The following is a 13,609-nucleotide window of genomic DNA, read 5'->3' as shown; positions in this document are numbered from 1 at the left end:
GAGGACACCATGCAGATAACGCGAATCGAGACATTCCTGGTGCCGCCGCGATGGCTATTCGTGCGCGTCGAGACCGACAGCGGCATCGTCGGATGGGGTGAGCCCGTCGTGGAAGGACGCGCCGAGACCGTCCGCACAGCGGTCGAACAGCTCTCGGAGCTGCTCATCGGCGCCGATCCGCTGCGCATCCAGGATCACTGGCAGGTCATGACGAAGGGGTCGTTCTACCGCGGCGGTCCCATCCTCTCGAGCGCCGTCGCCGGGCTCGATCAAGCGCTGTGGGACATCGCGGGCAAGGAAGCAGGACTGCCGGTGCACGTGCTGCTGGGCGGCCCCGTGCGCGATCGCATCCGGATGTACGGGTGGGTCGGCGGCGATGAACCCGCCGAGGTCGCCGACGCGATCTCGGAGCGCCTCGCGCAGGGGCTCACCGCGGTCAAGATGAATGCCTCCGGCCGCTTCGACCGCATCTCGAACAACCGCGGCATCGACGAGGTCGTGGCCCGCGTCGCAGCCGCCCGCGAGGTACTCGGTGACACGGGAGACGTCGGCATCGACTTCCACGGTCGCATCAGCCTGCCTGACGCGAGACGGATCATCCCGGAGCTCGAATCCCTGCGGCCCATGTTCGTCGAAGAGGCGACGACGCCCGAGAACAGTCACCTGTTGCGCCGGATCACCGAGAGCACGTCGATCCCGATCGCCACCGGCGAGCGCCTCTATAGCCGCCACGAGTTCCTTCCCGTGCTGCAGTCCGGCATCGCGATCGCGCAACCCGACCTGTCCCACGCGGGGGGCATCTCCGAGGTCCACCGCATCGCGAGTCTCGCCGAGATCTACGACGTGCAGTTGGCTCCGCACTGCCCGCTGGGCCCCATCGCTCTTGCCGCGAGTCTTCAGATCGGCTTCGCGGTTCCCAACTACTTCATCCAGGAGCAGAGCATCGGCATTCACTACAACGAGGGCGGAGAAGTGCTCGACTACGTCGCCGACACCTCCGTCTTCGACTTCTCGTCCGGGTACGTCGATCGGCTCACGGCGCCGGGACTCGGCATCGAGGTCGATGAAAAGGCCGTGCGCGACGCCGCCGCACGGGGCCACGCCTGGCGCGGGCCGATCTGGCGCCACTCCGACGGAAGCTTCGCGGAATGGTGACGCCGGAGGAACTGCTCGCGCTGCTGCGGGACGAGCGGCTGATGCCGATCATCCGCAGTGATTCCGCGGAGGCCGCGGCCTCGATCGGGCACGCGCTCATCGCTGGCGGCTACACCATGCTCGAGGTCTCGCTGACGACGCCGGGCGCGCTGAACGTCATCACCGAACTGTCGCGCACATCTGCGGAGGTGGGGGCGGGCACCGTGCTGACCTCGGCCGATGCTGAGGCAGCGCGCGACGCGGGCGCATCATTCATCGTCACGCCCGCCGTCGCCGAATCGATCCCCGCGGCGGTGCGAATGGAACTACCGGTCCTGGCGGGAGCATTGACTCCCACCGAGATCGTCGCCGCCGTCGCGGCGGGTGCGACCGCGGTCAAGCTTTTCCCTGCCGAGCTGGGCGGCGTCGACTACTTCACCGCGTTGCGGGCGCCGTTCCCCGACGTTCCGCTGATCCCCGTCGGCGGCGTGACCCTGACGTCGGGCCGCGCCTACCTCGATCGCGGGGCGCTCGCGCTGGGGCTGGGCTCGCCGCTCACGGGAAAGGCCTCCGATCCCGTGGATGTCGCAGCGATCGGGGCGCGCGCGGAGGCATTCCGCCGGATGGTGCGAGGCGAAGAGTGACCGCGGTCGTCACTTTCGGCGAGGCGCTCGTCGCCGTCCGCACGCACGGGCGACTCAGCCTCGGGGCCCCTATGTCGGCGACGCCGGCGGGCGCCGAGATGAATGTCGCCATCGGTCTGGCGCGACTCGGCCACGACGCGCGCTGGGTCGGCGCGTTGGGCGTCGACCCAGCCGGAGATCTGGTGGCGCGCACCCTGCGCGCCGAGGGCGTCGACACCGTCGGAGTCCGTCGCGACGCCACCGCGCCCACCGGGCTGATGCTCGTCGATATGCCTGTGGGCCTGCCGCCCATCGTGACCTACCACCGCCGCGACTCCGCGGGCTCGCAGCTGTCCGAGCAGGATGTCGCCGACCTGGGCGCCGCGCAGATCCTCCACGTGTCCGGGGTGACGCCCGCACTGTCGGCGACGGCTCGGCGAGCGACGTCCACCGCCATCGACGCCGCGCGCACCGCAGGGACACGGGTGTCGTTCGACGTGAACTTCCGCGCGAAGCTGTGGCCTCGCGAGGAAGCGGCGGCCGTGCTGGCTCCACTCGCCGCGCGCGCAGACATCGTGATCGCGTCGGAGGACGAGCTCGCACTCGTCACGGCTACCGGCGACGAGGCGAAGAGCATTGCAGCTCTCCTGGAGGCGGGCGTTCGTGAGGTGGTCGTCAAACGAGGGAGTCGGGGCGCCGACCACACGGACGCGAACGGCGTCATCTCATGCAGCGCCCACCCGGCGAACGAGGTCAACAGCATCGGTGCCGGCGACGCCTTCACCGCGGGATACCTGTCGGGTCTTCTTGACGGCCTCCCCGTACGCGAGCGGATGCGACGCGGAGCGTTCTGCGGCGCACTCGCGGTCAGCGGGCACGGCGACTGGGAGCAGGCCCCGTTCCGCGCCGACCTCGCCTCGTTGGAGGCTCGGAGCTCCGAGGCCGCGCGCTGACGGGAGGGAGCCGATCGCCCGAGCCGGATATCTCCGCGAAACCGGGGGGCGCTATCGTTTCCTCATGATCCCGATGGAGAACCTCCTCGCCTTCGCGATCGCGTCGGTCGTCATCATCGTGATCCCCGGCCCGAGCGTGCTCTTCGTCATCGGCCGCTCCATCGCCCTCGGTCGTCGCGCGGGCGTGCTGAGCGTCATCGGCAACGCGCTGGGCACGGTCCCGGCGGTGGTCGCCGTCGCTTTCGGCGTCGGCGCGATCGTCGCCTCATCGCTCGTCGCGTTCACGGCGATCAAGATCGCGGGCGCGGCCTACCTCGTCTACCTCGGCGTCCAAGCGATCCGCCATCGACACGAGCACGCCGGCCGCCCTGACCGCACCCCGGCATCCACGGCGACGCTCTTGCGCCAAGGCTTCATCGTCGGCCTCACCAACCCCAAGACGATCGCCTTCTTCGTCGCGGTGCTGCCCCAGTTCGTCGACCCTGCAGCGGGCGCCGTGTGGGCACAGCTGCTCCTCCTCGGGCTCACGTTCCAGACGCTCGCTCTGGCCTGCGACAGCGTGTGGGCGCTGGCGGCCGGCACCGCCCGGGCGTGGTTCGCGAGGTCGCCCCGTCGCATCTCCGCGCTTTCGGGTGCCGGCGGCGTCATGATGATCGGCCTCGGCGGCACGCTCGCACTGACCGGATCGAAGAGCTGACCCGCCTCGCTGCGTGGTGACCGATCCGCGCCGCGACGGCGAACGGGGCCGTCGGGCAGGATGAAGAGCATGGCCGACGACCCGCGCACGGTGATGCAGCAACTGACGGACACCACGACCGACGGCCCGGTGTTCTTCATCGCGGCGCTGCCGTGGGTGCGGGCGGCGCAGGACGGTGAGCCCGCGCCGCAGCGCGGGATCTCGTTGGTGCACGCGGCGCAGACACTTGCGGATTACGCGACGCTCGACCAACTGACCAGCCACGTCGGGATGGGCTACAACTCGTTGCTGATCGGCCAACGCATCGGCCTGATGCGCGGAGGCGAGGTGGCAGCGGCCTGGCCCGTGGACAACACCGGGTGGCCGTGGTCGGGAACACGCGAAAAGGGTGCCGCGTGGGCCTTCCGCGCGGACTCCACGCGCGGCTACCAGCGACACCCCACATCCAGTCGGGGGATCGTCGTGTCGCACGGCGACCTGACGGACGTCATCGACGCGGTCGCCGCGGCATCGGCCGAGGATCCCGACGAGACGTTCGTCGTCGCCGGCCAGTGCTACTTCCAACCTCACTGGCACTGACGCGGGGTCGACGCAGGAGCGGCCCTGGACGCGGCACCCTTCTTCGTTCTTCGCCTCCAACTTCTGGCTCTACAGGGCTACGACGTTCGCCTTCGTCACCGACCGCGGTGGCGCGTGAGAGCTGTGGAAGACCTTGGCCGAACGCGATCGCTCGCTGGGCTATCCCGAGAAGTTCAGCGAGAACATCCCCGACGCCAACTGGACCATCTCGGCCACGGTCACCCTCACCGACGACAAGATCGCTCCGTACATCGAGAAGATCACGGGCCGCGATCCCCGCAACGGCAAGATCGTCACGGGCGGTCCGTGCAACATCAAGGACTCGAGCTGGCTGTACGGCTTCACGATGAGCCGCCAACCGCACTTCGCGGCACAAGACCCGCAGAAGGAGCTGGTGGTCTGGCTGTACGGCTTGTTCTCCGACAAGCCAGGTGACTACGTCAAGAAGACGATCCGCGAGTGCACCGGCGCGGAGTTGACGGCGGAATGGCTCTTCCACCTGGGAGTTCCGGTCGATCAGATCGACGATCTCGCCCACAACTCCGCCCGCACGATCCCGTGCAACATGCCCTACATCACGTCCTACTTCATGCCGCGCGCCGTGGGCGACCGCCTGCTCGTCGTGCCGGAAGGCTCGAAGAACCTGGCATTCATCGGCAACTTCGCCGAGACGGAGCGCGACACCGTCTTCACCACCGAGTACTCGGTGCGCACCGCGATGGAAGCGGTGTACACCCTGCTGAACGTCGACCGCGGTGTGCCCGAGGTCTTCGCCTCATCGTTCGACGCCCGGATGCTGATGAACGCGCTCTACTACCTCAACGACAAGAAGCCGCTCGCGGAGATCAAGCTGCCGCTGGTGGGCCGTCTGGTCGAGAAGGCGGCGCTCGCGAAGGTCAAAGGCACGTACATCGAGGAGCTCCTCGCGGACGCGAAGCTCATCTGACCGCGCGTCAGAGTCGCGTTGGGACCGGTGCTTCGCCGGAGTGCCGTGGGTGTGGATCGTCGGAACGACCGACACCCACGGCGGTGCGGCCGGGACGTCAGGAACCGGGCGTGCGGGGCATCGGTTCGACGTCGTCCACGGCGGGGAGCTCGCGACGTTCGATCAGCCGCCGGTACCAATGGGCGGAGTCCTTCCAGCGCCGCTCGAGCGTGTCATAGTCGACCCGGATGATGCCGAAACGGCGCGAGTAGCCCCACGCCCACTCGAAGTTGTCGAGCAGCGACCAGGCGAAGTACCCGCGTACGTCGGCTCCCGCGTCGCGGGCTGCGGCCACGGCCGCGATGTGGTCGTGCAGGTAGCTCACACGGCGCACATCGCGCACACGACCATCCGGCGACACCTCGTCGTCGAACGCCGCCCCGTTCTCGGTGACCATCGTCGGCAGGTTCGGATAGCGATGAGAGAGATCGATCAGAAGCCCCGTGAGCGCTCCCGCGTCGATGTTCCATCCCATCGCCGTGTACGGCCCGGGCTCGCGCACGAAGGCCACCTCGCGCGCGCCGATCCAGGGCGTGTGATCGGATTCGCGGTGACCGGAGTTGTCGGAGACCTCGTCGGCCACATCCGAGTGGCGGACCATCGTCGTGGCGTAGTAGTTGACGCCGAGCGCTGTCAGCGGCTGATGAATGACGTCGAGATCGCCGTCGCGGACGAAGCCCCAGTCGGTCACCGTCGCCGTGTCCCCAGCGAGGCGCGCCGGATAGGCGCCTTCCAGCATCGGCCCTGTGAATGCGCCGTTGCCGAGAGCGTCGATGCGGTCCACGGCGTCGCGGTCGGCCGCACTGTCGGGGTCGAGCGGCCGGATCACGTGGAAGTTGAGAGTCACCGATACCCGCGCCTGCGCACCCAGCACGTCGCGGATGGCGCGGACTGCGAGACCGTGCGCGAGGTTCAGATGGTGAACGGCGGCCAATGCCGCCGCGGGTTCGGTGCGCCCCGGAGCGTGGACGCCGGAGGCGTAGCCGAGGTACGCGCTGCACCACGGTTCATTCAACGTGGTCCAGGTGTGCACGCGATCGCCGAGCGCGACCGCCATGAGCCGCGCGTACTCGCCGAATGCCTCAGCCGTCTGCCGCGCGGGCCATCCGCCCGCATCCTCCAGCTCCTGCGGCAGATCCCAGTGGTACAAGGTGACGAGCGGCTGCACCCCCGCCGCGTTCAGAGCATCCAGCAGATCGACGTAGAACGCCACACCCTCCGGGTTGAGCTCACCGGTGCCCCCGGGCTGCACACGGGACCACGAGATCGAAAGCCGGTAGGCATCCAGTCCGAGCGCGGCGATGTGCTCGACATCCTCCGGCCAGCGGTGGTAGTGGTCATCGGCCACATCGCCGGTGTCGCCGTACTCCGTGGCGCCTGGAGTGTGCGAGTACGTGTCCCAGATCGAGGGCGTACGACCTCCCTCGGCTGCTCCCCCCTCGATCTGGTAGGCGGCGGTCGCCGATCCGAAGACGAAATCGTCGAAAGTACGGGGGCGTGCTGAGTCGGTCATGGGATCCTTTCGTGACAGTGATGTCGGAAGTATGTCGATGTGTGCGCGGCTAACGGCCACGCTGCGCGAACGGCCCGATGGTCACCGACCCCGATCCGACGGCGTACGCTCCCGCGACCACGCCCACGAAGCCGTTCGCCACGGTGGTGGAGAGATGGGCGAGATCGACGACGGCCACGACCTCGCGGTGACGGTCGGTGTGCCAGACGATCTCTGCGGTTCGCCCTCGCACCTCGACGACGGCGGAGCCGGGGCCGGCGACAGCCACCCGTGAGACCTCGTCCCGGATGCCATCGACACAGCGCGTGACCACCAGAACCGATCCGCGGGGCTGGTCGCCATCGGCGGCCATCCCGACGGTCAGCCACTGCCGGCCCGACTGCCGCAACGCGAGGCCGTGCTCGACGACCTCGCCCATCGGCTGCGGAGTGAGCCCCAACGAGACCGTCGTATACGGCGACAGCAGGCGCTGGCCGATGAACGCCGGCATAGGGTCGTCGAGCGCGCCACCCGCGCGGAGGACGAGCCCGGACTCATCGCCCAGATCAGCAATCTCTTGCGGAAGCCGACGGACGGCGACCCAGGGCTCATCGGGCTCGCTCACCTTCACCGCCGGCTGCCCGTCCGGGCCTACCGGTGTGTCCGGCTCCGGAACGAGCGTGCCGACCCCGGGAGCGAAGATCGGTGCCCCGTCTTCCCAGACGACCGGCACCAGGAACGTCTCTCGTCCGAGAAGGTCCACGCCGTCCACGAGCCTGGAGGCGAGGACCGTGGCCCACCACGACCCGTCGGCGGCCTCCACGAGGTCGGCGTGACCGACATTGACCACGGTCGAACCGGAGCCCAAGTGCCGGTGGGTCAGCACTGGATTGCTAGCCCCCGCCTCGAACCGCTCGGTCGCCACATTGCCGCGCGCCGCCACGACCGCGTGATGGCGCCCCGTGCCCCCCTCGGCGGCGATGAGGTGCAGGAAGTCCCCGCGGCGGTAGAGGTGCGGGCCTTCGGTCCAGATCGCACCGATCACCGCGCCGGTGAAGACGACCGATTCGGGACCGGTCAGCTGCAACGTCAGCGGATCCACCTCACGAACCCAGATCTCCCCCTGACCGGACCAGTCCTGACGGTCGGTCTGACGTGCAGCGTGCGCCCAGATCCTGCCGTCCTCCAGGAAGAGCGACGGATCACCGCCCGTCGCCTGGCGCCACCACACCGGCGCCGACCAGGGCCCGGCGGCATCCTCGGCCGTCACGATGAAGTTGCCTTCACCGCCCGCGGGACCGCCGACATGTTTGCACACCACAAAGAAGCGCTCGCCGTCGTGACGAATCGTGGGCGCGTACAAGCCGTCGGAGTCGGAGATCCTCGAGAAGTCGAGCTGGTCGGTGATGACGTGCCCGACGAGCTCCCAGTTGACGAGGTCGCGCGAGCGGTGCACGGGCAAGCCCGGCAAGTACTCGAAGGTCGAGGTCACGAGGTAGTACCAGGCGTCCGCCCCTTCCCCGACCCGGCACACGGACGGGTCCGGGTGGAAGCCCGGCAACACCGGATTCGTCGCGCCGACCCACGCCTGCGCATCCATGACCTCCGACATCGGCGTCGTCACAGCGCCACCACCACCTCGCCGGCGCCGGCGGCCGAGCCGGCGGCCGGGGCTGTCGCGCCCACCGCGACCGACCAGGGGCCGGTCGCGTCCGTCGTGGCGACGCGAACGTCGCCGCCCCGGCGGGTGACGCGGAACGTCGCGCCGCGACCGGTCCCGCCGGGGACGAGGAGCGTGGCGTCGTAGCCGTCGGGCAGTTCGAACAACCGCAGGGTGACGCCGTCGGCCCACGCGTAGTCCGGCTTCGCCGCATCGCCGCCGACCGGCAGCACGGTGCCCGGACGCACGTAGAGGGGAAGCGAGTCGAAGCCGTGCTCCTCACGGCGCCAGCCGCGACCGGTCACGCGCTCCCCGGTCAGAAGATGCGTCCATACGCCCTCCGGCAAGTAGAACTCAGTCTCACGACCCGCCGAGAAGACGGGCGCGACCAGGAGCGCATCACCCAGCATGTACTGCGTGCCCAGCCCGGCGACGCCGCGATCCGCGGGGAACTCGAGCGCCATCGCCCGCATGACGGGAACGCCGGTCGCGCTGGCAGCCTCGCCCGCCGCTCCGATGTAGGGCATGAGGCGCATCTTCAGCTGTGTGAACAGCCGTGTCACATCGACGGCCTCGTCATCGAACGCCCACGGCACTCGATAGGAGTTGGAGCCGTGCAGACGCGAGTGCGAGGAGAGCAGACCGAACGCGATCCACCTCTTGAACACTGCGGGGTCGGGCGTGCCCTCGAATCCTCCGATGTCGTGGCTCCAGAAAGCGAACCCGCTCATGCCGAGCGAGAGTCCGCCCCGCAGCGACTCCGCCATCGCGACGAACGTCGATTCGCAGTCGCCGCCCCAGTGCACCGGGAACTGCTGCCCGCCCGCCGTGGCCGAGCGGGCGAACAGCACGGCTTCGCCCGCGCCGCGCTCGGCCTCGAGAAGGTCGAACACCGCCTTGTTATAGAGGTGCGAGTAGTAGTTGTGCATCTTCTGGGGATCGCTGCCGTCGTGCCAGACGACGTCGGTCGGGATCCGCTCGCCGAAGTCGGTCTTGAAGCAGTCGACGCCGTCGCCCAGGAGCGCGCGCAGCTTTCCCTGGAACCAGTCCACGGCCGCGGGGTTGGTGACGTCGACGAGGGCCATGCCCGCCTGCCACATGTCCCACTGCCATACGCTGCCGTCGGCGCGCTTCACGAGGAATCCTCGCTCGCGGGCTTCGTCGAACAGGTGACTGCGCTGTGCGATGTAAGGGTTGATCCACACGCAGATCCGCAGACCCTTCTCCTTCAGCCTGCGGAGCATCCCCGCCGGATCGGGGAACATGTCCGGGTCCCACAGGAAGTTGCTCCAGTGGAACTGCCGCATCCAGAAGCAGTCGAAGTGGAACACCGACAGGGGCAGGCCCCGCTCTGCCATCCCGTCGACGAACGAGGTGACCGTCCCCTCGCTGTAGCTCGTGGTGAAGGATGTGGACAGCCACAGACCGTAGCTCCACGCCGGCACCCGCGCCGGACGACCGGTCAGAGCCGTGTACCGCTCGAGGATCTCCTTGGGCGTGGACCCGTAGATCACGTAGTACTGCAGCTCCTCACCGGCGACCGAGAACTGCGAGCGCGAGGCGACCTCCGTCCCTATCTCGAACGACACGTGCTCGGGGTGTGCCACGAACAGTCCGTAGCCGGCGTCGGAGAGGTAGAACGGAACGTTCTTGTACGCCTGCTCGGATGCCGTGCCGCCATCCTCGTTCCAGATGTCCACCGTCTGGCCGTTCTTCGCGAAGGCACCGAAGCGCTCACCCAGTCCGTAGATCGTCTCGGCCACGCCCATCGTCAGCTGTTCGCGGACGAAGGAACCGTCAGGGGTGGTCAGCAAGCCGACGCTCTGCGAGATCGACGAGGTGAGAACGCGACCGTCCGGCGCGACGAAATCGACGTTCCACGGACCGTCCGTGGCGACCCGCGCTGTCAGGCGGCCGGCGCGCAGCGTCGCCGGCGCGTCCCCGAGTGGCTCCGGCACGCTCAGCACCACCTCGGGATCGCTCGTCGCCACCGCGAAACGCGGCCCGCGCTCAATGCCGCCAAGGTGGTGCGAGATGCGCACACCGATGACGTCCGGGAGGGGTGCGCTCAGACGCACCGTGACCAGCGCGCGGTTGAGGGTGTCCCCGCGCGAAGCGATCGGGCCGGTCGGCGCGTAGACCACCAGGTCGTCGCCGTCGACGACGATCTCGTCGATATCGCGCGGACGGAGCATGTCGACACCGGGTCGCAACTGCCAGTATCCGTGGGTGAACTTCATCGTTTCTCCATGTCGTGCCGGTGCTCGAACGTCGCAACCCTCGAACCACCGACGATACGTCGCGGGATCGGCGCAGGGCATTGATGCGGCTCGGAAGCCGCCGACGGACCACCGTGCGTCGAAGCGTTTCGATTCAGCATATCGAATACTCGCCGAAGCTGCAGACAGGGCGACTTCGGATAGCGTGTGATGCGGACGGCGGCGATCGGCCGACGCGGAAGGGGACCGTCGTGGCGACGATCGAGGACGTGGCTCGGCGCGCGGGCGTGTCGCTATCGACGGTCAGCTACTCGCTGTCCGGCAAACGGCCTATCTCCGCCGAGACTCGACGCCGGATCGAGAAAGCGATCGAGGAGCTCGGATACCGTCCCCACGCCGGCGCCCGCGCACTCGCCTCCGCGCGCACCGACGTCATCGGCCTCCTCGCCCCGCTCCGCACCGGTGTCGACCTCCACGTCATCATGCAGTTCGTGGGCGGCGTCGTCACCGGAGCGAGCAGCGCCGGCTACGACGTCCTGCTGCTGACGCAGGACGAGGGGTCCGTTGCACGCGTGACGGGATCCTCGATGGTCGACGCGCTGATCGTGATGGACATCGAGGATGAGGACGAGCGGCTGCCCGCGCTGCGCACCCTGGCCCAGCCCTCCGTCCTGATCGGGCTCCCCCGCGATGTGCACGGACTCTCATGCGTCGACCTCGATTTCACGCAGGCCGGCGAACTCGCCGCACGGCGGCTGCTGACTGCCGGGCATCGCTCGATCGCGCTGATCGGAAGCCCCGTGGAGGTCGTCGAAAGGCACACCTCGTACGCCGACCGTATGATGCGCGGGTTCACGGACGCGTCGACCGAGGCAGGCGCTGCGTTCGCGGTGCTGCCGACGGACGCCTCCGCGGCCGGCGCTGTCGCCTCCGTGGACACCCTCGTGTCGACGATGCCCGATGTCACCGGCATCGTCGTGCACAACGAATCGGCTCTTCCCCACGTCATCTCGCGTCTGCGCGAGCACGGACGACGCGTGCCCGAAGACATGTCGGTCGTCGCGGTCTGCCCCGAGAGCGTGGCGGTCTCGCTGCCGACTCCGGTGACGAGCATCGACATCCCCGCGGAGTTCATCGGACGAACGGCCGTGGAGATGCTGATCGGGCTGATGCGCGACTCCCCGCGCGGGGAGGCCCGACTCGTCAGCCCCCGGATCGTGGAACGAGGAAGCGTCGCCGACGCACCCGCATCCGCATCCGCCCGGTGATCCGCGGGCGGATGCGGGTGCGCTCAGCCCTTGACCGCGCCGAAGATGACGCCCTTCGTGAAGTGACGCTGCACGAAGGGGTAGACCAGAAGGATCGGGATCAGCGCCAGCACCATGATCGCCATCTTCACCGGGAGCCCGGTGACCGCGCCCACGGCCACATCGACCTGGCCGGCACCCGATCCCGGGAGCGTCACGCCCTGCAGGACGAACGAGCGCAGCACGAGCTGCAGCGGCCAGAGAGTGTTGTCGTTGATGTAGAGCATCGCGTTGAAGAACGAGTTGAAGTAGCCGACCCCGTAGAACAGGGCGACCACAGCGGTCACCGCGGTCGACATGGGCATGACGATCTTCCACAGGATGCGCCAATCCCCTGCGCCGTCGATGCGCGCGGCCTCGATGATCGACGAGTCGATTCCCATGAAGAACGACCGCAGGATCAGCACATTGAACGCCGAGACGGCACTGGGCAGGATCAGCGCCCACAGGTTGTCGATCAGGCCGAGGTTGCTCACCAGAAGGTAGGTCGGGATCATGCCCGCCCCGAAGAACATCGTGATGAGGAAGACGAACAGGATCGGTCGATGCAGCAAGGATGAGGGCCGCGACAGGCCGTAGGCCGCAAGGACCGACACGGCCGTGGACAGTGCGGTCCCGACGCCGGTGACGACGATGCTGACCATCGCGGCGCGCGTGACGATGCCACCCGAGAGGATCTGCTGGTAGGCCGCGAAGGTGAGTTCGCCCGGCACGAGCACCATGCCTCCCGCACGGTTCACCTCGGCCGTCGTGGACAACGACGTCAGCACCACCGTGTAGAGCGGGAGCAGGACCGTGAGCACCACGATCGTCAGGATGAGCGCTTTGAGCGCCTGGCCCACAGCGGAAGGGCGTCCTTCCCACGCGTTGCGGTTCTTATTCGCGCGGGGACGGCGAGGCCGCGGCCGCGCATCTTGTTCGGGCTCCGGCACGGGAACCGCGTCGGGGTACCCGAGGGGTCCCTGGCCTACGTCTGTCTGAATACTCATGACTTGCGATACACCCCGTCTTCACCGAACACATGCGCGAGCTTGTTGGCACCGAGCACCAGAACCAGCGACACGACACCCTTCATCAGGCCCGCTGCAGCGGCGAACGCCCAGTCGCCGTTGATCACGCCCTGGTAGTAGACGTAGGTGTCGATCACCTCGGCCACCCCGGGGCCCACGGCTCCGCGTTGCAGGATCATCTGCTCGAACCCGACAGTCAGCGCGTCTCCCAGGCGAAGGATCAGCAGCAGGATGATCGTCGGGCGAATGGCGGGCAGCGTGATGTGCCACATCCGACGCCACCGTCCGGCGCCATCCATCGCCGCGGCCTCGTAGTGGGCAGGGTCCACGGTCGCCAGCGCGGCGAGGAAGATGATGATCCCCCACCCGGCGTCCTTCCAGATCGCCTGCGACGTGACCAAGAGCAGGAACGTGTCGGGGTTCGTCATCAGGTCGAACCCCGTGTACCCCGCGTCGGCCAACAGCCTGTTGACGAGACCGGCGCCGCCGAAGATCTGCTGGAAGATCGTGACGACCAACACCCAGGAGAAAAAGTGCGGGAGGTAGATGATCGCCTGGATGCTGGTGCGGATCGCCGGCGTGATCACGCTGTTGAGCAGAAGCGCCAACATGATGGGGATCGGGAAGTAGAACACGAGCTGGAACGTCGTGATCAACAGCGTGTTGCCGACCGCATGGAGGAACTGCGAGTTGTTGAGGACGCGGATGAAGTTGTCCCACCCGACGAACGGACTGTCGAGAATCCCCACGTACGGCGAGTAGTCCTGCCAGGCGATGACGTTGCCGAGCATCGGAACGTAGGCGAACAGGCCCAGCAGCAGGACTGCCGGAAGGGTCATCAGGAGCAGGCTGCGATCGCGGCGCAGCCTCTTGCGCCACGTATCACGACGAATCGGCTCGCCGTCCAGCATCGGGGGCGCACCCGCTCGGCGACCACGGGCCTTCCGGCC

General features: G+C 68.2%; 12 protein-coding genes. 7 read left to right on the top strand and 5 right to left on the bottom strand.

From position 1 onward, the window contains the following. The first annotated feature begins 9 nt into the window (after window positions 1-9). From dgoD to AB0N73_RS11965, 6 genes are all read left to right on the top strand, one after another. Window positions 10-1,155 carry a galactonate dehydratase gene (gene dgoD / locus AB0N73_RS11990; protein ID WP_363563718.1) on the top strand — a complete coding sequence of 382 codons (1,146 nt, stop codon included), beginning with the start codon at window positions 10-12 and terminating at the stop codon, window positions 1,153-1,155. Then, a complete protein-coding gene (locus tag AB0N73_RS11985) occupies window positions 1,149-1,778 on the top strand; it encodes a bifunctional 4-hydroxy-2-oxoglutarate aldolase/2-dehydro-3-deoxy-phosphogluconate aldolase (RefSeq protein WP_363563716.1) in 630 nt (209 codons plus the stop codon). Before dgoD ends, AB0N73_RS11985 begins: the two co-directional genes overlap by 7 nt. After that, window positions 1,775-2,710 carry a sugar kinase gene (locus AB0N73_RS11980; RefSeq protein ID WP_363563714.1) on the top strand — a complete coding sequence of 312 codons (936 nt, stop codon included), beginning with the start codon at window positions 1,775-1,777 and terminating at the stop codon, window positions 2,708-2,710. Before AB0N73_RS11985 ends, AB0N73_RS11980 begins: the two co-directional genes overlap by 4 nt. A gap of 64 nt (window positions 2,711-2,774) precedes the next feature. After that, complete coding sequence (locus tag AB0N73_RS11975) at window positions 2,775-3,407, top strand: LysE family translocator (protein WP_363563712.1); 633 nt, start codon at window positions 2,775-2,777, stop codon at window positions 3,405-3,407. A gap of 69 nt (window positions 3,408-3,476) precedes the next feature. Further along, entirely contained in the window at window positions 3,477-3,986 is a 510-nt protein-coding gene (locus AB0N73_RS11970) for a hypothetical protein (RefSeq protein ID WP_363563710.1), read from the top strand. A 121-nt stretch (window positions 3,987-4,107) separates the two neighbouring features. Beyond that, window positions 4,108-4,932: an oleate hydratase gene (locus AB0N73_RS11965; protein WP_363563746.1), complete on the top strand. Its 825-nt coding sequence runs from the start codon at window positions 4,108-4,110 to the stop codon at window positions 4,930-4,932. A gap of 97 nt (window positions 4,933-5,029) precedes the next feature. Here the strand turns inward: AB0N73_RS11965 and AB0N73_RS11960 are convergent, their stop codons facing one another. From AB0N73_RS11960 to yicI, 3 genes are read right to left on the bottom strand one after another with little or no spacing between them, the layout of a single operon-like run. Beyond that, window positions 5,030-6,484: a GH1 family beta-glucosidase gene (locus tag AB0N73_RS11960; protein ID WP_363563708.1), complete on the bottom strand. Its 1,455-nt coding sequence runs from the start codon at window positions 6,482-6,484 to the stop codon at window positions 5,030-5,032. Window positions 6,485-6,533: 49 nt separating this feature from the next. Then, a complete protein-coding gene (locus AB0N73_RS11955) occupies window positions 6,534-8,087 on the bottom strand; it encodes a family 43 glycosylhydrolase (protein ID WP_363563706.1) in 1,554 nt (517 codons plus the stop codon). Beyond that, complete coding sequence (gene yicI / locus AB0N73_RS11950; protein ID WP_363563704.1) at window positions 8,084-10,363, bottom strand: alpha-xylosidase; 2,280 nt, start codon at window positions 10,361-10,363, stop codon at window positions 8,084-8,086. Before yicI ends, AB0N73_RS11955 begins: the two co-directional genes overlap by 4 nt. A 230-nt stretch (window positions 10,364-10,593) precedes the next feature. On the opposite strand from yicI, the gene AB0N73_RS11945 reads away from it, so the two are divergent. Further along, the gene (locus tag AB0N73_RS11945; RefSeq protein WP_363563702.1) at window positions 10,594-11,610 is read left to right on the top strand and encodes a LacI family DNA-binding transcriptional regulator; all 1,017 of its coding nucleotides are present in this window, start codon (window positions 10,594-10,596) and stop codon (window positions 11,608-11,610) included. 23 nt (window positions 11,611-11,633) lie between these two features. On the opposite strand, the gene AB0N73_RS11940 is transcribed toward AB0N73_RS11945, so the two are convergent. Both AB0N73_RS11940 and AB0N73_RS11935 read right to left on the bottom strand, forming a co-directional pair. Then, on the bottom strand, window positions 11,634-12,638 hold the full coding sequence (locus tag AB0N73_RS11940) for a carbohydrate ABC transporter permease (protein WP_363563700.1): 1,005 nt from the start codon (window positions 12,636-12,638) through the stop codon (window positions 11,634-11,636). Continuing rightward, window positions 12,635-13,570 (bottom strand): ABC transporter permease subunit, encoded by a 936-nt coding sequence (locus tag AB0N73_RS11935; protein WP_363563698.1) that lies wholly within the window; start codon window positions 13,568-13,570, stop codon window positions 12,635-12,637. The genes AB0N73_RS11940 and AB0N73_RS11935 overlap by 4 nt, the downstream gene beginning before the upstream one ends. Between the last annotated feature and the right edge of the window lie 39 nt (window positions 13,571-13,609).

It is taken from the genome of Microbacterium sp. NPDC089189 (assembly GCF_040685095.1).
GTDB lineage: Bacteria > Actinomycetota > Actinomycetes > Actinomycetales > Microbacteriaceae > Microbacterium.
The sequence above is the reverse complement of the archived record's forward strand: the minus strand, read 5'-3'. Positions and strand labels throughout refer to the sequence as shown.

Bases quoted from the DNA above. Each gene is read 5' to 3' on its own strand.
- AB0N73_RS11975 (WP_363563712.1), top strand. From the start codon at position 2,775: ATGATCCCGATGGAGAACCTCCTCGCCTTCGCGATCGCGTCGGTCGTC.
- yicI (WP_363563704.1), bottom strand. From the start codon at position 10,363: ATGAAGTTCACCCACGGATACTGGCAGTTGCGACCCGGTGTCGACATG.
- AB0N73_RS11960 (WP_363563708.1), bottom strand. From the start codon at position 6,484: ATGACCGACTCAGCACGCCCCCGTACTTTCGACGATTTCGTCTTCGGA.
- AB0N73_RS11935 (WP_363563698.1), bottom strand. From the start codon at position 13,570: ATGCTGGACGGCGAGCCGATTCGTCGTGATACGTGGCGCAAGAGGCTG.
- AB0N73_RS11985 (WP_363563716.1), top strand. From the start codon at position 1,149: ATGGTGACGCCGGAGGAACTGCTCGCGCTGCTGCGGGACGAGCGGCTG.
- AB0N73_RS11940 (WP_363563700.1), bottom strand. From the start codon at position 12,638: ATGAGTATTCAGACAGACGTAGGCCAGGGACCCCTCGGGTACCCCGAC.
- dgoD (WP_363563718.1), top strand. From the start codon at position 10: ATGCAGATAACGCGAATCGAGACATTCCTGGTGCCGCCGCGATGGCTA.
- AB0N73_RS11970 (WP_363563710.1), top strand. From the start codon at position 3,477: ATGGCCGACGACCCGCGCACGGTGATGCAGCAACTGACGGACACCACG.